We start from the raw sequence: 26,654 nt of genomic DNA, 5'->3' as shown, positions 1-26,654 counted from the left end.
TTAACTGACGCTTATTAGCTCTACGGTGCCATCTTCATGAACTTCGGCGATACTACCTTTAGGCTCTTCCATAAATAATAAGGCGACAAATCCTATTACTGCTGTTACGGCAATAACTAGAAAAAATTGGCTATAAGGAACAAAGGTTAATACAGTTAAATATACAACCGCGCCAACGTTTCCGTAAGCGCCTGTCATGCCAGCAATTTGCCCCGTTAGGCTACGTTTAATTAACGGTACCGCAGCAAAAACAGCTCCTTCACCAGCTTGCACAAAAAAAGAACATAGCATTGCTGTAACAACAGCTAATGCCAATGGCCAAGAGACGGAAATTAATGACATGGCGAAATAACCAAATGCTAAACCGGCGGTTAAAATTAATAATGTTTTCTTACGGCCAAATTTATCACTTAACCAACCACCACCCGGACGCGACATTAAATTCATAAAGGCGTAAGTTGATGCCAACATTGCCGCGAACACCATATCTAAGGCAAAGGTTTCTGCGAAGAAAAGTGGCAACATAGAAATCACCGCAAGCTCAGAGCCAAAGGTAGCAAAATATAATACGTTCAATACCGCCACTTGCTTAAATTTATATTGTTGTGCTGCCGGAATGGTAGTTTGAAAAACTTTAATATTTACTTTATAGGTTTGTATTAACTCAGCAATAAACAACAAACATAACCCTAAATAAACTAAAACTGCATTTTGCTCTGAAAGTAAGCTGACGCCATTTGGCGATAACTTCCATGTTAATAAAGCTAACGCGCCATACATAGGCAATTTCATTAAAATCAATAAAAAGAAGTCATTACGGCTGGTCACTAGCATGGCACCACTACTACGAGGTTTGAAGTAGGTTGAACCTTGTGGCGTATCGGTGACATTAAAATACCAAATAAAACTAAAAATTAAACTCAGTATTCCCGTTATCGCCACCGCATACCGCCAGCCATCTTCACCACCAAAAAACAAAGCTAAACTAGGTAGCAACATGGCGGCAGCAGCTGAACCGAAATTGCCCCAGCCGCCATATATGCCCTCAGCCGTTCCTAATTCATTTGCGGGGAACCATTCACTCACCATACGAATGCCAATAACAAAGCCAGCACCAATAAAGCCTAGTAAAAATCGAGACAATGCTGCTTGTTCAAAACTTGAAGCAACAGCAAACATACAACAAGGAATACTACATATGGCTAACAACAAGGCATAAACCAAACGTGGGCCGTACCTATCAGTTAACATACCAATAATTACCCGTGCAGGTATGGTGAGGGCAACATTTAATAATAATAATGTTTTTATTTCCGAACTTGATAAGCCAAGACTGTCGGCAATAACGGAGAGTAAAGGTGCATGGTTAAACCATACGGCAAAGGTAATAAAGAACGCCATCCAACTTAAATGTAATATTTTCATTTTACCGACAAATGAAAAAATTTTAATCCCAGCTTGCTCTGCCATACAATTTGTCCTTAAGAAAATTTAATAGTTCAGCACACTACTCAGCAAGCTTAATACCACTGTAACAACTCTCCAAACAAAAACTTAAAAATCAAAACATTAGAGAATAAAACCTAAAAAATACAAGCTCTAATTTTTAGTGCAAAATCACCTTAACGGTGCTATTGCACACTTGAGGTGCAGCATTAAAAGATCAAATGTCTTATTGATAAAATGAGCCCCCCTGTGCAATCAACAAAGAAAACAGGCGCTTTACCACAAATTTACCGATAAATATTGGATCTCCGCTTACTTGGGTGTTATTATGCCGCGCCTTTTTTAACTTAATATAGGTTTATTTACTCCTGTATTACTGAGTTAATCAAGAAACAGGTTGTTTTTGGTCGCAAAAAACAACGACTTTTAATTATTACTTATAATGGATATTAACCATGACTGATTTATTTACACTGGAAGCTGAAGTACGTACAGATTTAGGGAAAGGTGCGAGCCGCCGCCTACGTCACGCGAACAAAGTTCCAGCAATTTTATACGGTGAAGGCCAAGAGCCGGTTTCTTTAACACTTGAGCACAAAAATGTTTACCGTGCACAACAAGAAGAAGCGTTTTACTCTCACGTATTAACTATCAACATCGACGGTAAGCCAGTTGAGTGTCTTTTAAAAGATATGCAACGTCATCCGTTCAAGCAAGTAGTAATGCACTTAGATTTCTTGCGCATTGACGCAACTCACGCTGTTCACGTTAATGTTCCAGTTCACTTCATCAACGAAGAAGCTGCTGAGAAAAAAGGTGGCAAAATGGCTCACCACGTGAATGAAATTGCAGTTAGCTGTTTACCTGCAAACATTCCTGAGTTCATCGAAATTGATGTTGCTAGCCTAGAAGTTGGTCAAACATTGCATTTATCAGACGTTGCTTTACCAAAAGGCGTTACATCTGATGAGTTAGCAAAAGGCGAAAGCCATGACCAAGCTGTTGCTTCATTAAATGCTCCTAAAGGCGCAAGTGATGATAGTGCAGAAGAAGCAACTGAAGAAGCTTCTGCTGAGTAATATTTAATTTACTCCTGATGATAAAGCTTAAAGGAATATGTTTTACGGCATGCCCTTTAAGCTTTTTAGTTTCAGATATACTTGAATTTATAGACCTTAAGTTTGAATAACAAGAGTAAACTATTAGATGACGATTCAATTAGTAGTCGGCTTAGGCAATCCAGGTTCTGAATACAGTAAAACACGTCATAATGCTGGTGATTGGTTTGTTCAAGAACTTGCGTCACGTTACAACATTTCTTTAAAGCCAGAAAAAAAATACTCCGGCCTCTACGGTAAAGGATTAATTGCAGGACAATTAGTTCACCTTCTTATACCAACCACTTTTATGAATTGTAGTGGCAAAGCTGTAGCACCATTAGCAAATTTTTTTCGTATCCCCGTTGAAAACATTTTAGTCGCTCACGATGAACTAGATATGTTACCTGGCGTTTGTAAGATCAAACAAGGTGGCGGACATGGTGGCCACAATGGCTTACGCGACATTATTTCGTGTATGGCAAATAACAAAGAATTTTATCGGTTACGCATAGGTATTGATCATCCAGGTCACCGCGACCGCGTTACTGGGCATGTACTTGGAAAAGCACCTGCCAACGAACAAAACTTAATTGACCAAGCAATAGACGAAGCTGCGCGCTGTTTTGAAATTTGGCAAAAAGACGATATTAAAAAAGCTCAAAATCGTCTACATTCTTTTAAAGCGCAATAATAAATATTGCGACAACATTATAGGTAAACATCATGGGATTTAAATGTGGTATTGTTGGCTTGCCCAACGTCGGGAAATCAACACTTTTCAACGCACTTACTAAAGCGGGCATTGAAGCTGCTAACTTTCCATTTTGTACAATTGAACCTAATACTGGTGTAGTACCGGTACCAGATCCTCGCTTAGATGCATTAGAGAAAATTGTTAACCCTGAACGCGTTCTAGCAACTACAATGGAATTTGTTGATATTGCTGGTTTAGTCGCTGGTGCGTCTAAAGGTGAAGGCTTAGGTAATAAGTTTCTAGCTAACATTCGTGAAACTGATGCCATTGGCCATGTAGTTCGTTGTTTCGACAATGAAAATATTATTCATGTTTCTAATCAAGTAAGCCCTGCTGATGATATCGATGTTATCAATACTGAATTAGCACTATCTGATATGGATACTGCTGAGCGCGCTATTTTCCGTTTAGCGAAAAAAGCTAAAGGTGGAGATAAAGACGCTAAATTTGAAATGCCAGTATTAGAAAAAATACTAAAGCATGTTGAAGACGGCCACATGGTCCGCTCTTTAGAATTAACTAAAGAGGAAAAAGCAGCAGTTGCCTACTTAAACTTTTTAACGATCAAACCAACAATGTACATCGCTAACGTTAACGATGATGGCTTTGAGAATAACCCTTACCTTGATGCAGTACAAAAAATAGCTGATGCTGAAGGTGCTATTGTTGTTGCCGTTTGTGCTGAAATTGAAAGTGAGCTGTCTGAAATGGATGACGAAGACCGTGTTGAGTTTATGGCAGACCTTGGCCTTGAAGAACCAGGTCTAAACCGTGTTATCAATGCTGGTTACTCTTTACTTCACTTACAAACCTATTTTACTGCCGGTGTTAAAGAAGTTCGTGCATGGACAGTAAAACAAAATGCTACTGCGCCACAAGCAGCAGGGGTAATTCATACTGACTTCGAAAAAGGCTTTATTCGCGCTGAAGTCGTCGCTTATGAAGACTTTATCGAGTTTAATGGTGAATCTGGCGCTAAAGAAGCAGGAAAATGGCGTTTAGAGGGTAAAGAATACCGCGTAAAAGATGGTGATGTGGTGCACTTTAGATTTAATGTTTAATGTTTTATCATTAATAATAACGAAAGAGAGCTCAGGCTCTCTTTTTTTATCCAAAGATAGAGGGCATTAGTTCAATATCGTCATTACGTTAGTACTTCTTAAATAAGAATACTCAGTTAAACTGACGCTCAAGCACTTTGCTTTGAGCCAAGTAAATACATGTATACGTAAAATACCATCAAAGAATATTTTATTATTCAAACTAGCCTTAAATCTGTCACCAATACTGGCAAACTTAGATATTCAGATTAAACTTGTTATAACAACAATAAAACTACACTTAGGAAATTTATGAAAACTACTCTAATAACCTCTCTCGTACTTGCTACAGCCTTATCATATACACCACAAACATTTGCATTCGAAGATAGTATGTCTTTACGCATTTGTGAGTATGTCTCTATTAATGATAAAAAACGTTTACGAAAATACTTAAAATCAAGCAAACTAAAAGTGCGTACTATATTCGATAGTGTTCGATGTAATGGTAAAAATGTACTTGTTTTTGCGGCCTCTTCTAATGCTTTAGATGTGGGCGAGTATGTTATAGGGAAATTACCAGTAAAAACAGTAACAGAAAACCTAGCTGCGGTAACAGAACACTCAGCTCATTTAGCTAAAGTCGCTAACAAACGTATAGAATAGATTTACAGCCACTTATACAAATGTATCCATTTTACCGATAACACAATGGATGCATCTGTATATTTCTATTTTTTTGTGCAGATATACGACAAATTGCACAGCGATTAGCCAAACAGTAAAAAAGTATCATTTTTTTACCAAAAAACGGTTGACGTATTGCAATGAGATTTGCATAATACGCGCCACTTGCTGAGAGGCAAGAAGGAAAGAAGAAAAGGCTACATAGCTCAGCTGGTTAGAGCACATCACTCATAATGATGGGGTCCCAGGTTCAAATCCCGGTGTAGCCACCACTTCTATCTAAGTAAGAATTGAAATGCGGGTTTGGCGGAATTGGTAGACGCGCTGGATTTAGGTTCCAGTATCGCAAGATGTGAGAGTTCAAGTCTCTTGACCCGCACCATTTCAATGTAGCTAGTATGAAAATAATAGCTACGAAAGTAAGTACATTGCTGGGGTATAGCCAAGCGGTAAGGCAGCGGGTTTTGATCCCGTCATTCTGAGGTTCAAATCCTCATACCCCAGCCACTTTCTTTTATACTCTGTACTATTCGAAAGTTAACCAATGTTACTAACTTCATCATAAAAGTATCCTGTTGGGGTATAGCCAAGCGGTAAGGCAGCGGGTTTTGATCCCGTCATTCTGAGGTTCAAATCCTCATACCCCAGCCACTTTTTGATTAAAATAATTCTCATAAGATATGAGAAGACTACCTAGAAATGCGGGAGTGGCGGAATTGGTAGACGCGCTGGATTTAGGTTCCAGTATCGCAAGATGTGAGAGTTCAAGTCTCTCCTCCCGCACCATTTCATTGTTTATCTTAAATTCAAAATAAATTCTCCAAAGTTAATTTATACTTTTTTATTCCTAGACTCACTCTAAAGCATTTTCTTACCTATCGAGCATAGCTATCACAGCACCTAACAATCAATTAAAACACAAAAAAGAGCTTATGAAGCTCACTCTTTTATTTCTGTGTTTAAATTCCGCAAGCATATGCCAATGCTTTATTCTTAATGAGAGGAATTTTGTTTACCAATGACAATGCGGTATTACGTGCAAATTTAACTAAAGGAGATACATGACCAAATGATAAATATAGTGCATCCATTGCTGTCATCATAATTAAATTTTCCTTTCTACGTTTTTGCTCATATCGAGCAAGAACCCTTACGTCATGCCATGACTCCCCATTGCTTATTGCTTCTGCCAATACACTTTGTAAGGCTTTAACATCTTTAAAGCCTAAATTAACGCCCTGGCCTGCCATGGGGTTAATTGTGTGGGCGGCGTCACCAACTAGAACAACACGACCTTTACTATATTGATTTGCGTGGCGTCTTGTTAACGGAAAAGGCGCTCTAGCAACAACTTTAACTTTTCCAAGCCTTTCCGGAAAATGTTGCTTTATTGCTTGTTCTAATTTCGAATTAGACAATGAGGCTAATCGAGTGATCTCTTCTTTTTCATGATACCAGACCAGTGAAGCCGTATTTTCCGGCATAGGTAACATTGCGACAGGGCCCGTCGAAAAGTACTGTTGCCAAGTTATATCTTGCTGCGATAACTCAGTTTTGACATTTATCAACATAGCTGATTGTGCATAATCCCAACCGGTAGTGCCAATATCGACTAACTTCCTCACTTGTGAATTAGCGCCATCGGCCGCAATAACCAACTTAGCTGTTATAGCCTGTGAAGATAAAGTCAGCTTAACATGAGCTGTAAATTGCTCAAGATTAAGTAGTGATTCGGGACAAAACATCTCAATACTATTGTGGTTTTCTATTTGCTGCCAAAGAGCAAGTTGAATTAATCGGTTTTCGATAATATGGCCAAGATGGCTTTGGTCAATATCTGCGGCATTAAATTCTGTATAAGCTTGTTCATGCTCCCATACGGCTAGTCGCTTATAAGGGCAAGTTCGACATTGTTGCAATCGCTGCCAAGCTCCCAATTGTTTCAATAATTGCTCTGATGCTAATGAAATAGCAGAAACTCTTAAATCAAAAGCCTGTTCAGAGCTATACGCTACTGGTTTGTTACGTTCAATGACAGCCACTTTAAGGCCTAATTCAGCCAAAGATAATGCGCTTGCCGCCCCCACCATTCCACCACCAACAACAACACAATCAAATTGCTTCATAACAAGATTAATACCCTGACAAATATAGCTTTATTCTACCCAACCTGAGATGGTAATTCGATGTTTATGTGCAGGATTGTTTAATTTCTTAACACTATGCGGCATCGGGTGCGACAACTTTAAAAGCACTAAACTATTAAATTTTGGTTCTATTTGCTTTCTAAAGAATTTAATTTTTTTGGGATATAGTTCTAACTGGCCACCATATTTTTTTTTCCAGCCTTGAGATAGCTGGTAAACAAAAGCATATTTTCCTGCACTGCCATCTGTATGGTAGCTAATGAATTGTTCTTTTTTAAACATGGCAAAAAATGTGTCCCGCAACTGCCCATCATCAATCAATGAATGTTTTTCCAACAAAGCCTTTATCTTATCACCAATATCTCGATGTAATGCTGCTTGCCCATGTTGCTTTGCGTGTTTATTGCTTGAGCGATAAAAAGAAAATGAAAATTGTTTACGGTCGAGAGATTTCAGTGCCTGCGTATGCCTTTGCTTATTGATAACATTACTAGAAATTCTATCTTTTATATTTGTTAACGGTCGATAGGGAGTAGTCAACAAGTTCCATTTTTTAAAGTGATTATTTTTAATTATTTTATTCTTTAACTGCAAGGCTTCGCTGTGAGGTAAAAAATCACTAATTTGTACAAAGCCTTTTTTTTCTAATTTTTCAAACCATTGCATTAAATAAAATACCTAAATAAAATTATTCTATTGGCACTATCTTTAACATTATTGTCCGTTATAATCAAAAGTTGTTAACGCACCACTCTGAAGAATATTAAAATTAAAAGGGAATAATTATGTCTGCATTAAAAAAAGAACAACGTATTGCTAAAGATATAAACTTAGTTTACGACTTATCTGAGAAACCTAACTTAAGTCAACTTAAAGCTTATGAAGATCGAGCCGTTGTTGCTAAGTTAAGAGCTGATTTAGTCTTGCCAAGTGACAAAATTTTAACAGTTGATATAGATTTTGATACCACAAGTGGCTACCATGACAATGCCATCATGGTGATGGATGATTTTGGTGTCGAGATGATCGCCACAGCATTTGAAGTGAAATATGGAAAAGAGCATGCAGATAAAGTGCGTGCAGCATGGGCAAAGAAACAACATGATAGTGCACCACGAAAACCAACTTACCTATTGGTACAAAAGCCAATGCTTGATGATAAAGTACCAAATGTTTATGCTGCATGCGGTGAAGGTGTACATCCACCTAAAGAAGCACCTGAAAGCATTACATAAAAATCTAACACTTCCATTGAAAATTAATAACTTAACATGGCGATTTTATTCGCCATTTTTTTTAATAATGCTGTCTTTTTCAAGTTTTTCCTTTGCGCAAAAGCCAGAAGTTCATTTCCCAGATGGTGACAGCATTGCCCAAGATCAAAAAGGCTTTATCTGGCTAGCTTCAGCAACGGGTTTAGTGAGGCATAGTGGCGACGATAGCATTACCTTTAATAGCAACAATGATAACTGGCCGCTACCATTTAATTGGATCAATGACATTCATTTTATTGATGAAAAAAATTTATTACTAGCGACAGAAACTCATCAATTATGGCTTTTTGATACTTCCACAGGCGAAGCGAAACAGTTAAACATTGATATTCATAGAAAAAGCATTTACAAGGTTATTGCGCATAAAGGTTATTATTACTTAGATGTTCCCGACAAGTTATACCAAATAGATTCAACGAACTTAGCAACTACAGTACTGGCAAAAAACATCAGTATTAAAGCTTTAAAGCATACTAATGACTTCGTTTACATCTCTTCTAGTAAAGGTTTATACCGGTTTAACGGAAAAAAACTACAATTATTAGTTTCTGGAAACATATCAGCAATGGAAACGGTTGCTGATAAAGTCATTTATTCCCACGATGATAAACTTACCATTCTGTACGATAGTGGTATTCAGCATAGCATTAATATTGAAGATAAAATTTTAGCTCTGGCAAAATCAAACACGCTAAACAGTTTTTTCAGCGTTAACCAACTAGGTAAGATTAAAATGTATGACCTCAAGAAACTTACGACTGTTTCTCATACATATCCCAATATTAATCAAACCTACATAAAAAAATTATACCATGATAACTCCGGAGTATTATGGGTAATAACAAACCATGGAGTTGAGCAGTTAATACCATCAGTAAGCCAAAACATTCCTCTTATTTTTGACGTGTTTAGTAATAGAATAATGCTTACGTCTCATCGCAACAGTATAGTCATTGGTAGCTATGGTTCGGGCCTAAATGAACTCAACTCCACCCCTCTATTATTACCTAAAAAAATCAATGATAGTTTCAGTAAAAGAGCTAAAATAATTACCGATTTGTATCCCCTAGACGAAATAATTTATATTTCTACGTTTGATGGTTTATGGCAATACAATGCGATAGAAAAGCAACTATCAAGAGTTAATTTTCCTGAGAACAATAAGCTATTATTAGATATAAGCTACAAAAACGATTTGCTTTATTTATCAACGAATACAAATGGTGTTTTAATTTACGACACCAATAAAAAACAATTATTCAAACATATAGAAGGCAAAGAGTTGTCTTCTAGTGAAGCCATCAATGCATTACCACTAGACAATGAAGAAGTGTGGATAGCCACGTCTTCTGGTGTTGATATATATAGTACAAAAAGTAATTCGAGTAAAACACTGATAGGCCTTGGTCAAAGTAAAGTCATTTCATTACTAGAATATAAAAGCAAGGTTTTTGTAGCAACAAAAGGTGATGGTATATTTGTCTACAATCTTAAAGGAGAATTACTTGCACACTTAGCAAAAAGTCAAAGCTTTGGTTACATGGCTTTATTAAATGGAGAGATATGGGCACCCGGCCACCCTGGGCTACACATTATTAACCCTGATACTTATCAGGTAAAAATGGTACCTAATACTGAAGAGATAACTTTTACCAAAAGGCCTATACTATACGATAATATGGTCTACGCTGGCCATTATGGTGGAATACTAAAAGTGTCATTAACACCATTTAAAAATATACAATCAAAAATATACATTAGTAAAACCATCGCCTCTGGTAAAACTCAACTTTTAAGTCATAATATTGAAATTGACTCATCTAATGATGTAGTTACATTAGAATTAGCAAGCTTAGATTTTCGTCCCGGCAAAAGAAAACAATTCAAATATAAGATCAATAATGGTAACTGGCACAAAGTAAATAGCAGCCAGTTAACACTTACAGGACTATCATCAGGTAATTATCACCTTGAAATTATGGGCACCAACAGCTTAGGACAATGGAGTGACTTTAAAGCTTATGCTGATATAACTGTTGCATACCCCTGGTATTGGCACCCTAGCACTAGAATAGTCTACGCGGTATTAATCATAGCTACTGTACTATTAGTCCTTTGGCTTTTATATCTGCGTAGCCGGTCAATCAGTCATATTCATCAGCTATTAAACGAGGAGATTAAAACACATGGTCAATCCACTTCAATTATTCGTCGTAAATTGGAAAGAGTGCAAAACTTAATCAACCCTACAGCTAAAATACAACATAGTGAGGGCCTAAGCCAGAAGCAGTCAACTCTCAAGTGCGAAGAAGTTCAGCACCTTATAAGTGAATGCTTAACAGAGCTTAAAACACAAAATAGCCACGCAGAGCCCAGTAGTCTATCTGGTAGCTCATTAGTGGTAGCCTTGCCTTATTTAGCTGATTACTTTCACCAACAATATCATGTCCTTGTTTCACTAAAACTCGACATCACTTGTGAAAAAATTGACTATGCTATTCAAATAGCGATTTATCGCATTACTTATGAAGCAATTCTAGCAGCAATTAACAATGGCAATGGTGGTGTTTTCACCGTCCATATCAATGAGTCAAATAATAAAGTTTGGCTAAAAATTACTGACAACGAGCAAAGTTTTGCTCAATTTAGTAGTAAAATTAACTTTAATATGACGATGTACTATATTCGCCAAATTGCCAATAAATTCAATGCCACTTTTCATACTTACGATAATCAAGAACATGGTAGTGAAATAATCATATCGATTCCATTAATGAATATGTCATAGCACTATAAAAAGTATTTTCTCACCAGTGTTTTTCTAAGCTAGCATCAAAGGCGAAGAAAGAGTAAAATATGCCCCCTTAAATTCTCTAGCAAAAACTAGAATCAATTTCATAGCAAAGATTAGGCGCGAATAAATGAGCAAAAAGTTATACATCAAAACTTGGGGCTGTCAGATGAACGAGTACGACTCGCAGAAAATGGCTGAACTTTTAGACTCGACCCACGGGTTTGAGTTGGCTGAAGAGGCTGAAGACGCAGATGTGATCTTGCTAAATACTTGTTCGATTCGTGAAAAAGCCCAAGAAAAGGTCTTTCATCAATTAGGTCGTTGGAAAAATTTAAAAAACGACAACCCTGATCTTATTATCGGTGTTGGTGGCTGTGTTGCTTCACAAGAAGGTGATGCAATTCGTAAACGCGCACCTTATGTTGATATGGTATTTGGTCCACAAACATTGCACCGTTTACCCGCAATGATCAAACAAGTCACCGGTAATAAAGACTCCATCGTTGATGTTAGCTTTCCTGAAATTGAAAAATTTGACAGTTTACCTGAGCCAAAAGCCGATGGTGCAACCGCCTTTGTATCGATTATGGAAGGGTGTAGTAAATATTGTACCTTCTGCGTAGTGCCATACACTCGTGGTGAAGAAGTTAGTCGCCCGCTTGATGATGTATTATATGAAATTGCCCAATTAGCAGAACAAGGTGTTCGCGAGGTAAATCTATTAGGGCAAAACGTTAATGGTTACCGCGGTGACTCGCATGACGGTACTATTTGTCGTTTCTCAGAATTATTGCGTTTAATTGCCACGATTGATGGTATTGACCGTATTCGTTACACCACGTCTCACCCAATTGAATTTACTGATGACATCATTGATGTTTATGCCGATGTTCCTGAGCTAGTAAGTCATTTACATTTGCCAGTACAAAGTGGCTCTGATCGCATTTTAACGCAAATGAAGCGTGGCCATACCGCGATAGAATACAAATCGCAAATTCGCAAACTGAAAAAAGCACGTCCTGATATTTGTATGTCGTCTGACTTTATTATTGGTTTCCCAGGTGAAACTGATGCTGATTTTGAAGCGACAATGAACTTGATCAAAGCTGTTGATTTTGATTTAAGCTTTAGCTTTATTTATAGCGCTCGTCCAGGTACACCAGCAGCCGATATGATTGACGATATTAGTGATGATGTGAAAAAGCAGCGTTTACAAATATTGCAAGACCGTATTAGCCAACAAGCACTACATATTGCGCGCCAAATGCTTAATACCGAGCAACGTATTTTAGTTGAAGGACCATCGAAGAAGAATCCGATGGAGCTTCGAGGCCGTACAGAAAACAATCGTATCGTAAACTTTGTTGCGCCACACACGGTAATTGGCCAATTTGTTGACGTAAAAATCACTGATGTTTATGCCAACTCACTACGTGGAGAGTTAGTACGTCAGGAAAGTGAGATGGGCTTAAGAATAGCACACTCTCCAGCTGATATATTAGCGAACAGCCATCACCAACCAGGTGAAGTTTCTGTGGGCGAAAGACCTGCCGATGAATTAGGTGTTGCAACCTATATCCCTTAACGATGATAGCAACGGTAAACATATAGTTTGTTTACCGTTTTCAATCAATGTTACACGCATCAGGAATAACTTTTGAGTAAAAATACCAGTATTAATTTTGAGCTTTCTCCGACTGATAATAATCGATTGGCTAATTTATGCGGTGCTATGGACGACAACCTAAAGACTATTGAACGTCGAATGGGTGTTGAAATAAGCTATAGAAGTCATGAATTTAAAGTAATGGGGAAAGTGATTAACTGTGAAGCAGTTAAAAAGCTTTTAATAAACCTATACCTAGAAACCGAAATTGTTAAAGGTAAATCAAAAGACATTAGCGACAAAATGGTCCATTTAGCAATTCTTGATGCCGGCACGTTAGAGGTTGATATTAACAAACTTGATGCTAAATTCGATGACATACTTACCATAAAAACTAAACGCGGCGTAATTAAACCTCGCAACGAAAATCAGCAAGATTATGTAAAAAACGTCATAACTAACGACATTAGTTTTGGTGTTGGCGTTGCAGGCACAGGTAAAACATACCTAGCCGTCGCTTGCGCCGTTGAAGCGTTAGAACGTCAAGAAATTCGACGTATCTTACTGACTCGCCCAGCCGTAGAAGCAGGTGAAAAGCTTGGCTTCTTACCCGGTGATTTATCGCAAAAAGTCGACCCATACCTACGCCCTCTTTATGATGCCTTGTTTGAAATGTTAGGCTTTGAAAAAGTTGAGAAGCTCATTGAACGTAATGTTATTGAAGTTGCCCCATTGGCATACATGCGCGGTAGAACTTTGAATGATGCGTTTATTATTCTTGATGAGAGCCAAAATACCACCGTTGAACAAATGAAAATGTTTTTAACTCGTATTGGTTTTAATTCCAGAGCGGTTATAACAGGTGATATCACTCAGGTTGATTTACCACGCGGACAAAAGTCAGGCTTACGCCATGCGATTGATGTATTAGACGATATTCCAGGCGTTAGTTTTAACTTTTTCCAGTCAAAAGATGTTGTACGCCACCCGGTTGTTGCTCGTATTGTTGATGCCTACGACGCCTTTGAACAAAAAGAAAATCGTTTGAAAGCAGAGAAACAACAACGCAAAGCTAATGAAATGGCAAACGCCGCGAATAGCTTTAGTGAGAATTCGAGTGGCAACTCTGATGAAAGTTCAAATGAAAAATAACGGTCCTAGTATTTGCTTAGATTTACAAATTGCTTATGACAAAGCTAAGGACAGTCAAAATCTGCCAAGCCAGGAGGATTTTCAACGCTGGGTAGAAGCGGCATTAACACCGTACGAAAAGCCATTTGAGCTCACTGTTAGATTAGTTAGCAGTGAAGAAAGCCAGCAATTGAATGCTCAGTATCGCGGTAAGGATAAGCCAACCAATGTGCTGTCTTTTCCATTCGAGGTTCCTGAAGGTATTGAACTTGATTTACTTGGTGATTTAATTATTTGTGTGCCAGTCGTTGAGCAAGAAGCTATAGAGCAAAATAAAGCACTGAGCGCTCATTGGGCTCATATGGTTGTTCATGGCTGTCTACACTTATTAGGCTATGATCATATTGACGATGATGAAGCTGATGAGATGGAAGCGTTAGAAACGAAAATTATTACGACATTGGGCCTCCCTGCACCGTATGAATTAAATGAATGACAAGAAAGTAGAATAGCGATTATTAACAGGCTGTAATATTGAGTTAGTTCAGTTAAATTGTAACTGAGTAATAAAATATCAATATATTACTTGAAATAATTAAAAATCGGTTACAAACTAACCAACTGTTTTAGCATTATAAATGCAAACCACAAGGATTTAACAAGGCTCTATGAGCGACGACCAACCCCATTCTAGCAACGGTTCTTCAAGCAAATCTATCTTGGACAAAATTGTACAAGTATTTACTGGAGAACCGAGAAATAAAGAAGAGCTCGTAGACGTACTAAACGATGCTGAAGACCGCGAATTAATAAACCCTGAAATCAAACAAATGATAGAAGGCGTACTCGAAGTATCAGATATGCGAGTACGTGACATTATGATCCCCCGCTCACAGATGGTGACATTAGATATTAATGACGATTTTTTTGATAAATCACTACCCATTATTATTGAGTCGGGGCACTCTCGATTCCCTGTCATCAATGATGATATAGATCATATTGAAGGGATATTATTGGCAAAAGATTTACTTGCTTATGGCTTTCAGCAAACGGAAGAAGAATTTACTTTAGGAAAAATTATCCGCCCAGCGATAATAGTGCCTGAAAGCAAAAAAGTTGACCCACTACTAAAAGAATTCCGTCAACAGCGTTATCATATGGCTATTGTCGTTGATGAATATGGCGGTGTTTCAGGTGTTGTTACCATTGAAGATATTCTAGAGCTTATTGTGGGTGAAATTGAAGATGAAACTGATGATGCGATAGAAGAAGATATTAAACATTTGGCAGGGCAAGTCTACCAAGTTAAGGCGTTAACTGAGATAGCAGACTTTAACTGTTATTTTAACGTTAAATTTAATGAAGACGATGCCGACACTATTGGCGGTATAGCCTTGCAACATTTTGGTCACATGCCGAAGAAGACGGAACAAATTACCATCAACAAATTAGCATTTAAGGTAACGTCTGCAGATAATCGTCGCATTCAAACCTTACAAGTCACCATTCCGAAAGAACATATAATTACAGGTAAAATCGTTGACTAAACTTCCATGTTAAAAAAATTTGCCTCACGCATTAAACAAAACTTAACCAGCAAAGAAAATGGCCTTAGTTTACTACTAGGGCTAGGTTTGGTGTTTTGCTATGCCCCCTTTTCTTACTATGCTTTAATCGCTATTATATTACCGACATGGCTGTATACACTGCAAGGTAAATCACCAAAATCTGCAGCAAAACAAGGCTTTGTTTTTGCCTTTGGTTGGTTTGCAGCCGGTATTAGCTGGGTGCATGTCAGTATTGATCAGTTTGGTGGTTTGCCACTGGCTATTTCAATTTTATTAATGGTACTGCTTTGCTTATATTTAGCCTTATTTTTAGCGTTAGCTTGTTATCTTAGTGCTCGTTTTTCAGCTAATAAGCAGCTCGATTTATGGATGTTATTACCCATTTGGTTGTTTGCTGAATTTTTACGCGGAGTATTTTTAACTGGTTTTCCTTGGCTAACTTTAGGTTACAGCCAAATTGATGGTCCGTTAGCTGCTTTTGCCCCAATTATTGGTGAAAAAGGTCTTAGTGCGCTAGTTATTTTACTAAGCATCTCACTGGTATATATCATCAAAAATAAGCATCGCTATTTACATGGCGCCTTAATTTTCACTATCGCGATATCAGCATTAGTTTTGAATAAAGCAACGTGGGTTACGCCAACAGGAAAAACAGTAACAACGGCCATTGTTCAAGGTAATATTGAACAAGATCTAAAGTGGTCGCCAGAGCAAACTTGGCCAACCATGCTGAAATATTTAGATTTAACACGAAAAAATTATCCTGCTGATATTATTATTTGGCCTGAATCCGCCATTACCGCCGTTGAACCCAGTACGCAAGCACAAGACTTTCTAGCAATTGCACAAAGCTCAGCGTTACTCAATAATAGTGCGATTATTTCTGGCATTATTGATTACGATATAAATAACAGACATTACTACAATAATTTAGTAGTTATTGGCAAATACCACCAAGATGATCAGTTTGGTGGCTATCAATATAACAACAGTAATCGCTATACAAAAAATCATCTTTTACCCATAGGAGAGTTTGTCCCTTTTGCCGAATGGTTAAGGCCAATAGCGCCATTTTTTAACTTGCCAATGTCTGCATTTAGCCGTGGCAACTATGTGCAGAATAATTTGATAGCCAATGGCTACCAGCTTTTACCCTTAATTTGTTTTGAAGTTGCCTTTGCAGAACAGCTTAGCGCAAACTTTTCTGACCAAACTGACCTTTTACTCACCGTCAGCAACGACGCTTGGTTTGGCGACTCTCATGGCCCGCATCAGCATTTAGAAATAGTGCGCATGCGAGCGCTTGAGTTTGGTCGACCATTTCTTCGCGCAACGAATAACGGCATCACTGCCGTTGTTAATCATCAGGGTGAAATAATAAAGCAAATCCCTCAGTTTGAAGAAGCAGTACTTAGTACTGAAGTATCACTTGTTAAAGGTATTACTCCATATGCGAGCAATACCAGACTGATCGACTTCGCCATACCACTATTCTTGTTATTGTTGGCAGGCGTGCGTCGATGGAAGTTTAAATCGTAGCTACTCCAAAATACACCTAACCATTTCAAATTACTCCTAATGACTTCTATCAATGAAGATAAAGCGCTAATTGACAGCGCTTTATCACATTAGACAATCTATCTATTCTTTTAACTTGTTATTCATTAAAACTTTTTTACCTTTTATTTTTCACTAAAAATACTCTGTAAGGCCCTAAAAGTCTGATGAATTCTTTTTCACTGTATTCATCACCGATAAAGTAATAAGAATTAATCGCATTATTTTTAAACCTTTTTCACTTTAGCCACGACTTAAGTTTATGTTGGTGCCCTATTAGCAAATGGTCTTGCTAAAGATAACGCACTGACGTTGACATTCGGGGGAAGTCATGTCGATTAAAGATACCAGTGAACAAGATAGCCAAATAGTAAAAAACAAATCACCTAAAAAACGTTGGGCAATTATTACCGTATCCGCCATTGTTGTTGCCAGTATTGTTTGGCAAGTTGCGCCTGCCGCTTCACGTTGGAGCAAAGCTCAACAGTCGGTTTCACTTGAACGTGTCAGGCTTGCCACAATTACTCAAGGCGATTTCACGCGTGATATTTCAGTACTTGGACGCGTAGTCGCGGCGGTAAGTCCAACCGTTTATAGTCCTGCTGATGGCACTATTACGTTAATGATTGAAGCCGGTCATGAAGTTGAGCAAGGGCAAGTTATCGCAAAGCTTGAAAGTCCAGAATTAAACAGCCGACTTTTTCAGCAACAAGCTTCTTTGGAAGGTTTACAGTCAACTTTTGACCGTCAAAAAATTCAAGCGAAAAAGCAAAGATTGATCGATCAAAAAGCCGTTGATTTAGCCAATGTAAAACTTGTTACCGCGAAAAGAGAAAAACGCCGCGCTGATTTAGGCTTCAAAAAAAGCGCTATTAGCCAAATTGATTTTGAAAAAGCACAAGACGAATTAGAGCAAGCAAACTTGCAACATAAGCATGCAGTACAAGACGCGGCGCTCAATATCGAAAGTTTAGATTTTGACAGCCAATCATTACAACTAGACATTAGACGCCAGAATTTATTAGTAAAAGAGTTACAACGCCAAGTAGATGGGCTAAATATCGCATCTCCTGTCAATGGTATTGTTGGCAACCTAAGTACCGATAACAAAACGTTTTTAAGTAAAAACCAAGCTATTTTAACCATAGTTGACCTATCGCAGTTTGAAGTTGAAATTGAAATACCTGAAAGTTACGCCGATGACTTGGCCATAGGTATGGAAGTAAATATTCAATTTGAACAACAGCCCTTTCGTGCTCGCCTAGTAACAATTTCCCCCGAAATACTGAATAATCAGGTTACTGGGCGAGTGCGTTTCACTAAAGAAATTCCCAAAAAACTACGCCAGAACCAACGCTTAAACACCCAAATCATTCTTGAGTACAAAGAAAACGTATTACAAGTTCAACGTGGTCAATTCTTAGATAGCAGCGGAGGCCGGTTTGCTTACAAAGTCAACAACGGCTTGGCTGAAAAAACGGCCATCACAACAGGTGCACGCAGCTTAAGTCACGTTGAAATATTACAAGGCTTAAGCGCTGGCGACCAAATTATTATCTCTGGTACCGATACCTTCAATGCCGCTGAACAAGTATTACTCAGCAATTAGTCAGCCATTTATAAATCACAAATTAACGCCGCTTCATGCACACATTGAAGCCATAACGATAAAACAGTTAACTGTTCATAAGATACAAGGGAATTCACATGCTAGTAATGAAAAACATCAATAAAATATTTCAAACCGCTGACATTCAAACCCACGCGTTACGCGATTTTTGCTTACAAGTAAATGAAGGTGACTTTGTTAGTGTCACCGGCCCGTCAGGCTCAGGAAAAACCACCTTTTTAAATATTGCTGGCTTACTTGAAACTTATACCGATGGTGAGTTTTTACTTGATGGTGAAGATGTTGGCACGCTTAATGACAACGGTCGTTCACGGATGCGTAATCAAAAAATTGGTTTTATCTTTCAAGGCTTTAATTTAATTCCTGACTTAAACCTCTACGATAATGTTGACGTACCACTGCGTTACCGCGGTTTTAATGCCAAAGAAAGAAAACGCCGTATTGAAGAGAACCTTGAGCGCGTTGGTTTAGCTTCAAGAATGAAACACTTGCCAAGTCAATTATCGGGTGGTCAGCAGCAACGTGTTGCCATTGCACGAGCACTAGCTACCGACCCTAGGTTTTTATTGGCCGATGAGCCAACGGGGAATCTCGACTCAGAAATGGCAAAAGGAGTTTTAACTTTACTAGAAGAAATTAACCAGCAAGGTACCACCATTATTATGGTCACGCATGACGCAGAATTAGCACAACGTGCCAAGCGCACTATTCAAGTCAAAGATGGCCGCGTAAGCGAACTAGAAATTGTCAGCCCGCAAATGAACCAAGCGATTGCTTAAAAACAGAAAAAGGATACATTTATGTTTAGCTATTATTTACGACTTGCTTGGATCAGCATAGTACGGCATTGGGGCTTAAGTTTACTAATGGTTTGCGCTATTGGTTTAGGTATTGGCGCGGCAATGACCACAGTTACCGTTAACTACCTAATGTCTGCTAACCCTATTCCTGAAAAAAGTGAACAATTATATTATGTGCAACTTGATAGTTGGGATGTTAATGACCCATTCGACGATGGCTTGAATCCACCTGACCAATTAACGTTTACCGACTCAAGTAACTTAATGCGCGCGCAAAAAGCTTTTCGCCAAAATGTACAAGCCCAAGCGTTCGGTGTTATAGAACCTGAAGATCCTGAAATGCTGCCGCTTATTGTTAACGGTAGAGCAAATTCTGCAGATTTCTTCACCATGTTTAATGTGCCGTTTATATACGGTAGTGGTTGGTCTAATCAAAGTGACGAAAGCAAAGAGTTTGTCGTGGTGCTAAGCAAAGAAACTAACGATAAACTTTTTGGTGGTGAAGACTCTGTCGGTAAATCCATTAAGCTTGAAGGCAATATGTTTCGCGTTGTTGGTGTAGTTGATACTTGGCAGCCTAAACCACGCTTTTACGACATCACAACCGGCGCCTTTAACGAATCAGAAGATATCTTTGTACCTTTTCATTTAATTGCAGATGAAAAAATATCACGTTCGGGTAATACCAATTGTTGGAAACCGACCGGCGATGGCTTTAAAGCTTTCCTTGCTTCAGAGTGTATTTGGACACAATTTTGGGTCGAACTTAAAACAGAACAAGAAAAAGAAGACTATTTACAGTTTCTCAATGCCTATGTTGAAGAACAAAAACAGTTTGGTCGTTTTCAACGTCCAGTGGATAACCGATTAAGTAATGTAATGGAATGGTTGGAAGTGCAAGAAGTAGTTGCTGACGACGCACAAATGATGATGGCGATGTCATTTATGTTCTTAATTGTTTGTTTGCTAAATACCGTTGGTCTATTACTGGCAAAATTTCTTGGTAAAGCGCCTGAAATTGGTTTACGACAAGCTTTAGGTGCAAGTAAAGCAACCTTGTTTAGTCAATATATTATTGAATCAGCCTGCATTGGCATTCTCGGTGGAATACTTGGCTTGTTACTGGCTTATTTAGGTTTAAAAGGCGTTGAAGGCCTTTATGGTGACTATATGCAGGGCTTAGCGAGTTTAGATACTAACATGGCAGTATTAGCCGTTGGACTTGCGCTAATATCAACCATTTTAGCCGGTTTATACCCAACGTGGCGCGCTTGTAATATTCAGCCTGCACAGCAATTAAAAAGCCAATAAAGTTCAACTAAAGTAGGAAATAATTATGTTAGAAACAGGACTTATTCTCCGCGCTTTAGCGCGTAATAAAATTGGTGCCTTACTTATTGCACTACAAATTGCATTGACTATGACCATTATGGTCAACGCCATTTTTATGATCCAAGATCGTCAGCATCAAATGCAGCGAGATAGCGGCCTTGACGAAGCCAATACTTTTTATTTAACCAATACCGTATTTGGTCAAGACTATAATATTCAAGCTCACCTACAAACTGATTTACACATGATTCGCAACACACCAGGTGTAATTGATGCAATACAAATTAATGCTGTTCCGCTGAGTAGTAGTGGTTGGTCAATGGCGCTTCAGCATGAACCAGGTGAAGATAAAGACGCGGTTGGCTCGGCGATATATATGGTTGATGAGCACGCAATAAACAGTATGGGACTAGAACTTATTGCAGGTATTAATTTTACTCAAGAAGATATTGAGTTACGTAAAGATGGTCAGTCAACTTGGCCTGCAAAAACTATTATCACTAAAGCATTTGCAGAAAACTTATACCCTGATGACTGGCAGTCAGCAGTAGGTAAAACGGTTTATATTTCACAAACCCAACCCATGCAAATTATTGGTATCGTCAAAGCCCTACAAGCGCCATGGAATGGCTGGAATGGGGTTGAACGCAGCATGTTAGTGCCATTTCACAGGGAATCTAAAGGTAGCTACTACTTTATTCGTACAGAAGAAGGCCGTCGTGATGCACTAATGCCGATTATTGAAAAAGCTTTAGCAGAAAGCGATAAAGAGCGGATTATTCGCCGTGTAACCACCGTTGAAGACACGCGCAAACGCAGCTACCGTCAACACAACGCTACCAATAAAATTTTGACCACCGTCGTTATCACATTAACCTTGATCACTGGCTTTGGTATTGTCGGTCTTGCTATATTTAGTATCAATCGACGTACTAAGCAAATAGGTACTCGACGTGCACTTGGTGCGACTAAAAGGCAAATTATGAGTTACTTTATGATGGAGAATTTTATTATTTCAGCCATTGGAAATGTTATCGGCTGCATTGGCGCTGTCGGGCTTAATATGTGGTTAGTCAGTACCTTTAACTTATCACCGATAAGCTTTGAATTAATTGCTTTTGGTGTTGTTGCATTGTTTATTGTTGGTCAGCTTGCCGTACTTTATCCTGCTAGAAAAGCAGCAATGATTGCACCAGCAACCGCAACAAGAACTATTTAACAATTTCCCCCATCATTTTAACTAGGGTCTTCGGACCCTTTTTTTCCTTTTAACTTTCATTTTTACTTATGAAAAAGATAAAAAACTCATTATTTTTCATGCTAGTATTTGTCAATAATAAAAAGAAATACTAAAAGGAATTCTAATGGCTAGCCTAGTATTATCAGTCAAAACCGCACTGCTTTTAGCAACATTAAGTCCAGCACTAGTGTTTGCAAAAACCACCTTAATTAAAAACGTTCAAGGTTATACCATTGCAGGCGATAAGTTAGCGCAATTTACTGCAATTCAATTCACTGATGATAAAATTGATAAACTGTATTTGGCAACCGAACCACTGCCAAGCGCAAAAGAATTAACAATCATCGACGGCCAAGGAAAGACCTTAATTCCAGGTTTAATAGACGCTCATGGTCACATATTAAGTTACGGATTAAGCTTATTACGTGCTGACTTAGTCAATAGTTCATCAGAGCAAGACGCGATCAACAAAACCTTAACATACGCCAAAGCAAATGCAGGGCTAACATGGATACAAGGCCGTGGCTGGAATCAAACACAATGGCCAAGCAATGCCTTTCCAAGTGCAAAAAGCCTAGATAAAGTATTCCCTGATCAACCCGTTTGGCTTAAGCGTGTTGACGGTCATGCGGGTTGGGCAAACTCAAAAGCGATGGCACTAGCGGGTATCACCAAAACAACAGTATCACCGGAAGGTGGTGATATTATTAAAGATGAAAATGGCGAACCAACCGGTATTTTTATTGATAATGCTATGGCGCTTATCGATAACGGTATTGCACCACTAACCATGAAGCAGCAAAAGCAAGTATTAGTAAAGGCAATGGACTCACTTGCAAGCTACGGGCTAACCAGCGTTCATGATGCCGGAATCGACAGTAATAATATTACTGCTTTTAAAGAACTTAGCCAAGAAGGAGAAATGAGCATTCGTATCAATGCCATGCTGTACTTGCCTTCGAATAATTGGCAACAAACGTTGACCGCAGGACAATACCAAAGTAATGATGATATGTTTACTTTTAATAGTGTAAAAATACAGGCTGACGGCGCCTTAGGTAGCAGAGGCGCGGCGTTAATTGAAGATTACTCTGACCACCCTGGCCATAAAGGCTTATTACTGAATACCCCTAAAGAATTTGAATACTTAGTCAAAACAGCAATGCAGCAAGGTTTTCAGGTCAATAGTCACGCTATTGGCGACAATGCCAATAAATTAGTGCTAGATACTTATGAGAAACAAATTAAAGCGAGTAAAAGCCAACGACTGCGTCACCGTGTTGAACATGCACAAGTGTTACGTTTAGCAGACATTCCACGCTTTGCAGAATTAGATATTATCGCGTCCATGCAAGCAACTCATGCAACCAGTGATAAAAACATGGCGCAAGATAGGTTAGGCAAAGAAAGAATACTTGGCGCTTATGCTTGGAGAAAATTACTTAATGCTAATGCTGTAATTGCTGCTGGCTCAGATTTTCCTGTTGAGTCGCCAAACCCTTTTTACGGCCTACATGCTTCAATAACACGACAAGATCATAACAATAGCCCGCAAGGTGGCTGGTTTGCTGAAGAAAAAATGACTCCACTTGAAGCATTTAGAAGCTTTACTGTTGATGCCGCTTATTCAGGCCATCAAGAAAAAATCATTGGCAGCCTAGCAACAGGGAAAAAAGCAGATTTTGTTTTACTTGAGCAAAACCTATTTGAAATGCCAGAGCAGGATATTTGGCAAATGGCGGTCGAAAAAACGTGGGTGAATGGCAAATTGGTTTATCAAAAAAATTAAATGACAACTTTAATCAACTTAATTAGCCGATTTTGGCAGAGCATTACCTTAATAGTTTTAACGCTTATAACGGTAGCTTCACTGTTTCCGGCTGAACATTTACCCGAAGTACCAGGTACAGATAAAACGCATCATTTTATTTCTTATTGTGCGTTAATGTTCCCTGCGGCTATTAGGAAACCTAAATATTGGTTCGCATTGGCGATTTTCTTCATAGTTTGGAGTGGTTTAATCGAACTAATTCAGCCTTACGTAAACCGTTATGGCGAGTGGCTAGATATGCTCGCCAACATGGGAGGCGTTATTTTAGCTATAGTTATTGCACAAGCTGTTCATTGGTATATTGCACTGCAAAAGGCGTAATAGTTAAAACTATTCAATCAAAAGGTTAGTTGTTGAGTTATATGTCAGTTCAAAATTAATAATAAAACTACTTTTTATTTAACCAAAAAAAAGCCCTTATGGGCTTTTTTTACATCCAATCAATTAATATTACTGTTGATGAATAGTCACTTTATTTCGACCACTCTCTTTTGACTTATATAAAGCACCATCAACATATTCAAGCCATTGTGATACGGAAGTAAATGATGGTTCGACCTCCGCAATACCTAAACTAATGGTGTATTTAATTTCTATATCATTATAAATAACCACCGACTCTTCAACAGTTTTACGCAAACGTTCAGCAAACACTACCGCATCATCAACATGCGTATCTGCTAGTAATATAACGAACTCTTCACCGCCATAACGTCCTGAAATATCGGTTTCTCGCACCTGCTCACGAATCAACTTTGATAGATGCCGTATAACGTCATCCCCCACCAAGTGGCCATAACTATCATTAACAACCTTAAAGCGATCAATATCAACCATAACCAAACTGCTTGAGTGGTTGCTACGTATATAGCGTTTAAATTCTGCTTCAATGCACTGTTGCCAGTAATTTCTATTCAACAACTGAGTCAGCCCATCTGTTTGACTCAAAATAGCTAAATGTGCATTTACTCTTTCTAATTCCTGTTTATGAGTTGCATTGTCAGTGACATCATATACCAGCAAACACAAATGTGAGATATCGCCCGTCGTTGATTTTAGTGGAATAAAAGTGGTGTTTTGGTACATAAAATCGGCTGTTCCGGTAATTGGCCGGTAGTTGTTGAACTTAAACACATAAGGTCTCTGCTCCCAAATGGTAAAAGCTTTATTCTTTAATAGAAATACTGATTCAGCTTTACGACGAAACCAGTCTTCTGGTATTTCATCAAAAAGATCAAACAAGATCCTTCCTTTAGCTTCACGTGGCAGTAAGCCACTATGATTTTCCATAAAGCCATTCCAAATTTGAATACGATAATCCCGGTCAAGCACCACTAAGCCCACATCAATGGTATGAAGCATTTCCATCAACCAATGTAATTCATTTAACTGTTCTGTTTGTCCTGACATAATTAATCCAACAAGTAAGCAATTTTATTATTAAGAGTAGTCACCGACTCTTCAGTGAAGAGCAACAGTAAATCGCATTTTATCGGGTAATTTTCGATACTATAACTAATTTCTATTGCTAGTGTTTTCTTCCACTTATTCGTATTTGTTGCTATTAATTCTGAAATCTTTCTATGCTGCCCTAAAACCACTGGATGTCCTTGACTAAATGACATATCAAGTTGGTTTGAAATGCCGCTTAAACAAGCGCCAATGAGCAAATTAGCCATATCCATTAATAACTCAAGCTCAACATTTTTATCCGCCTCATGATGATAGTGCATCAATGACGCGACATCCTTAAAACTCGAATCATTTAAAATAAGTAAAGCTTCACCTGAAATACCAGCGCCAATAAACCCTTGACATATACCTGAAGTTTTTTCTTTCTCCTCAACATCAGAAAGTGCCATAGTTAATTCACTAACTTCTATTAAATTAACATTAGGAATAGGTAGCTGAACAAAAACATCAAGCAAACGTGCCAGTAGATCCCCCGCCTGCCCCATCGCAACATTAGCAATTTCTTGATAGCAATCACGCATATCACTATCAAGTACGATAGTAGACTCCGGCGGTTTTTCAAAGCTATCCGCTTGCGATAGCTTGCTCTCAATAATAGGAGGAAGTTCAATTGTTGTGATAATATCATCAGCAGACTCAGCTTTAACTGGAGGTTCTCCACCATTTAACTGCTCTTTAGTGAACACCCCATAAGCTTGCAAAATCTCTGTTAGTTTTTTCTTATCAACTGGTTTTTTAATGAAGTCTAAAGCGCCAAGGCCTTTAACCCTTGAATGTGCTTCAGGTTGAATATCACCTGAAATAACAATTACCAATGTTGGCAAGTCCTGCTCTAGAATGGTTTCTAATACTTGATAGCCATCCATTTCAGGCATATTCAAGTCGAGAAGTAGCACATCACCTTTACCTTCTTTTATCGCGGCTATTCCTTCAACCCCATTTTTAGCAAAGGTTATATCAACATCCCATCCATCGGGAAGCGAACGGGCGACTTGCTTGCGCGCCATATTAGAATCATCACAAATTAGTAAAGGTGTAGACATAGAGGAAAAAATCCTAGGTTGCTATATTAAAAAATTAATTAAATGAAGCTATTTAGCAAAATAATATATGCTCAATAAAATACTTATTACATTATAATAAACAATAGATAACATTTGAAAATAAAACATGTTTTATTCGCATTTTTTATTACACAAAGGTAAGCTTGATCAATATTTTACCCTCGTTAAACAAGTTAA

At 38.3% G+C, this 26,654-nt stretch carries 22 protein-coding genes and 5 tRNA genes; 22 read left to right on the top strand and 5 right to left on the bottom strand.

Annotated elements, in window-relative coordinates:
* Positions 1-1,470 (bottom strand): NarK family nitrate/nitrite MFS transporter, encoded by a 1,470-nt coding sequence (locus B7C41_RS12085; protein WP_085299164.1) that lies wholly within the window; start codon positions 1,468-1,470, stop codon positions 1-3.
* Between the two features lie 431 nt (positions 1,471-1,901).
* On the opposite strand from B7C41_RS12085, the gene B7C41_RS12080 reads away from it, so the two are divergent.
* From B7C41_RS12080 to B7C41_RS12040, 9 genes are all read left to right on the top strand, one after another.
* Complete coding sequence (locus B7C41_RS12080; RefSeq protein WP_085299163.1) at positions 1,902-2,525, top strand: 50S ribosomal protein L25/general stress protein Ctc; 624 nt, start codon at positions 1,902-1,904, stop codon at positions 2,523-2,525.
* 127 nt (positions 2,526-2,652) lie between these two features.
* Positions 2,653-3,237: an aminoacyl-tRNA hydrolase gene (gene pth, locus B7C41_RS12075; protein ID WP_085299162.1), complete on the top strand. Its 585-nt coding sequence runs from the start codon at positions 2,653-2,655 to the stop codon at positions 3,235-3,237.
* Between the two features lie 32 nt (positions 3,238-3,269).
* Positions 3,270-4,361, top strand: coding sequence for a redox-regulated ATPase YchF (gene ychF, locus B7C41_RS12070; RefSeq protein ID WP_085299161.1), 1,092 nt, complete (start codon positions 3,270-3,272; stop codon positions 4,359-4,361).
* Between the two features lie 291 nt (positions 4,362-4,652).
* Entirely contained in the window at positions 4,653-5,006 is a 354-nt protein-coding gene (locus B7C41_RS12065; protein ID WP_085299160.1) for a DUF3718 domain-containing protein, read from the top strand.
* Positions 5,007-5,222: 216 nt separating this feature from the next.
* A tRNA-Met gene (locus B7C41_RS12060) sits at positions 5,223-5,299 on the top strand.
* A gap of 25 nt (positions 5,300-5,324) precedes the next feature.
* Positions 5,325-5,409 (top strand) — tRNA-Leu (locus B7C41_RS12055).
* A gap of 50 nt (positions 5,410-5,459) precedes the next feature.
* A tRNA-Gln gene (locus B7C41_RS12050) sits at positions 5,460-5,534 on the top strand.
* Between the two features lie 69 nt (positions 5,535-5,603).
* A tRNA-Gln gene (locus tag B7C41_RS12045) sits at positions 5,604-5,678 on the top strand.
* Between the two features lie 50 nt (positions 5,679-5,728).
* A tRNA-Leu gene (locus B7C41_RS12040) sits at positions 5,729-5,813 on the top strand.
* 173 nt (positions 5,814-5,986) lie between these two features.
* On the opposite strand, the gene B7C41_RS12035 is transcribed toward B7C41_RS12040, so the two are convergent.
* Both B7C41_RS12035 and B7C41_RS12030 read right to left on the bottom strand, forming a co-directional pair.
* Positions 5,987-7,153, bottom strand: coding sequence for an FAD-dependent oxidoreductase (locus tag B7C41_RS12035; RefSeq protein WP_085299159.1), 1,167 nt, complete (start codon positions 7,151-7,153; stop codon positions 5,987-5,989).
* A gap of 30 nt (positions 7,154-7,183) precedes the next feature.
* Complete coding sequence (locus B7C41_RS12030) at positions 7,184-7,840, bottom strand: 2OG-Fe(II) oxygenase (protein WP_085299158.1); 657 nt, start codon at positions 7,838-7,840, stop codon at positions 7,184-7,186.
* A 119-nt stretch (positions 7,841-7,959) separates the two neighbouring features.
* Between B7C41_RS12030 and B7C41_RS12025 the strand changes: the two genes are divergently transcribed.
* The 13 genes from B7C41_RS12025 to B7C41_RS11965 all read left to right on the top strand — a co-directional run bounded on the left by B7C41_RS12025 (position 7,960) and on the right by B7C41_RS11965 (position 24,261).
* On the top strand, positions 7,960-8,409 hold the full coding sequence (locus B7C41_RS12025; protein ID WP_085299157.1) for a hypothetical protein: 450 nt from the start codon (positions 7,960-7,962) through the stop codon (positions 8,407-8,409).
* Positions 8,410-8,425: 16 nt separating this feature from the next.
* The gene (locus tag B7C41_RS12020) at positions 8,426-11,236 is read left to right on the top strand and encodes a ligand-binding sensor domain-containing protein (protein WP_158089127.1); all 2,811 of its coding nucleotides are present in this window, start codon (positions 8,426-8,428) and stop codon (positions 11,234-11,236) included.
* 133 nt (positions 11,237-11,369) lie between these two features.
* Positions 11,370-12,827: a tRNA (N6-isopentenyl adenosine(37)-C2)-methylthiotransferase MiaB gene (gene miaB / locus B7C41_RS12015; RefSeq protein WP_085299155.1), complete on the top strand. Its 1,458-nt coding sequence runs from the start codon at positions 11,370-11,372 to the stop codon at positions 12,825-12,827.
* Between the two features lie 72 nt (positions 12,828-12,899).
* Positions 12,900-14,000, top strand: a complete 1,101-nt coding sequence (locus B7C41_RS12010) for a PhoH family protein (RefSeq protein WP_085299154.1) — start codon at positions 12,900-12,902, stop codon at positions 13,998-14,000.
* On the top strand, positions 13,990-14,475 hold the full coding sequence (ybeY, locus tag B7C41_RS12005; protein WP_085299466.1) for an rRNA maturation RNase YbeY: 486 nt from the start codon (positions 13,990-13,992) through the stop codon (positions 14,473-14,475). The genes B7C41_RS12010 and ybeY overlap by 11 nt, the downstream gene beginning before the upstream one ends.
* A gap of 172 nt (positions 14,476-14,647) precedes the next feature.
* The gene (locus B7C41_RS12000; protein WP_085299153.1) at positions 14,648-15,529 is read left to right on the top strand and encodes an HlyC/CorC family transporter; all 882 of its coding nucleotides are present in this window, start codon (positions 14,648-14,650) and stop codon (positions 15,527-15,529) included.
* A 6-nt stretch (positions 15,530-15,535) separates the two neighbouring features.
* Positions 15,536-17,089 carry an apolipoprotein N-acyltransferase gene (gene lnt, locus B7C41_RS11995; protein ID WP_085299152.1) on the top strand — a complete coding sequence of 518 codons (1,554 nt, stop codon included), beginning with the start codon at positions 15,536-15,538 and terminating at the stop codon, positions 17,087-17,089.
* A 349-nt stretch (positions 17,090-17,438) separates the two neighbouring features.
* Positions 17,439-18,716 carry an efflux RND transporter periplasmic adaptor subunit gene (locus tag B7C41_RS11990; protein WP_085299151.1) on the top strand — a complete coding sequence of 426 codons (1,278 nt, stop codon included), beginning with the start codon at positions 17,439-17,441 and terminating at the stop codon, positions 18,714-18,716.
* Between the two features lie 98 nt (positions 18,717-18,814).
* Positions 18,815-19,516: an ABC transporter ATP-binding protein gene (locus B7C41_RS11985; RefSeq protein ID WP_085299150.1), complete on the top strand. Its 702-nt coding sequence runs from the start codon at positions 18,815-18,817 to the stop codon at positions 19,514-19,516.
* Positions 19,517-19,537: 21 nt separating this feature from the next.
* A complete protein-coding gene (locus B7C41_RS11980) occupies positions 19,538-20,848 on the top strand; it encodes an ABC transporter permease (protein ID WP_085299149.1) in 1,311 nt (436 codons plus the stop codon).
* Positions 20,849-20,873: 25 nt separating this feature from the next.
* Complete coding sequence (locus B7C41_RS11975) at positions 20,874-22,088, top strand: ABC transporter permease (RefSeq protein ID WP_085299148.1); 1,215 nt, start codon at positions 20,874-20,876, stop codon at positions 22,086-22,088.
* Positions 22,089-22,233: 145 nt separating this feature from the next.
* The gene (locus B7C41_RS11970) at positions 22,234-23,898 is read left to right on the top strand and encodes an amidohydrolase (RefSeq protein WP_085299147.1); all 1,665 of its coding nucleotides are present in this window, start codon (positions 22,234-22,236) and stop codon (positions 23,896-23,898) included.
* Positions 23,899-24,261 (top strand): VanZ family protein, encoded by a 363-nt coding sequence (locus B7C41_RS11965; RefSeq protein WP_085299146.1) that lies wholly within the window; start codon positions 23,899-23,901, stop codon positions 24,259-24,261. It begins immediately after the preceding gene.
* A 129-nt stretch (positions 24,262-24,390) separates the two neighbouring features.
* Here the strand turns inward: B7C41_RS11965 and B7C41_RS11960 are convergent, their stop codons facing one another.
* The gene (locus B7C41_RS11960) at positions 24,391-25,350 is read right to left on the bottom strand and encodes a GGDEF domain-containing protein (RefSeq protein ID WP_085299145.1); all 960 of its coding nucleotides are present in this window, start codon (positions 25,348-25,350) and stop codon (positions 24,391-24,393) included.
* Between the two features lie 2 nt (positions 25,351-25,352).
* Positions 25,353-26,456 carry a response regulator gene (locus tag B7C41_RS11955; RefSeq protein ID WP_085299144.1) on the bottom strand — a complete coding sequence of 368 codons (1,104 nt, stop codon included), beginning with the start codon at positions 26,454-26,456 and terminating at the stop codon, positions 25,353-25,355.
* Positions 26,457-26,654 lie beyond the last annotated feature (198 nt).

Origin of the sequence: Cognaticolwellia mytili (assembly GCF_002104475.1) — a bacterium.
Taxonomy (GTDB): Bacteria; Pseudomonadota; Gammaproteobacteria; order Enterobacterales; family Alteromonadaceae; genus Cognaticolwellia; species Cognaticolwellia mytili.
Note: the sequence above shows the minus strand (reverse complement) of the source record. Positions and strands in the feature narration are given on the sequence as shown.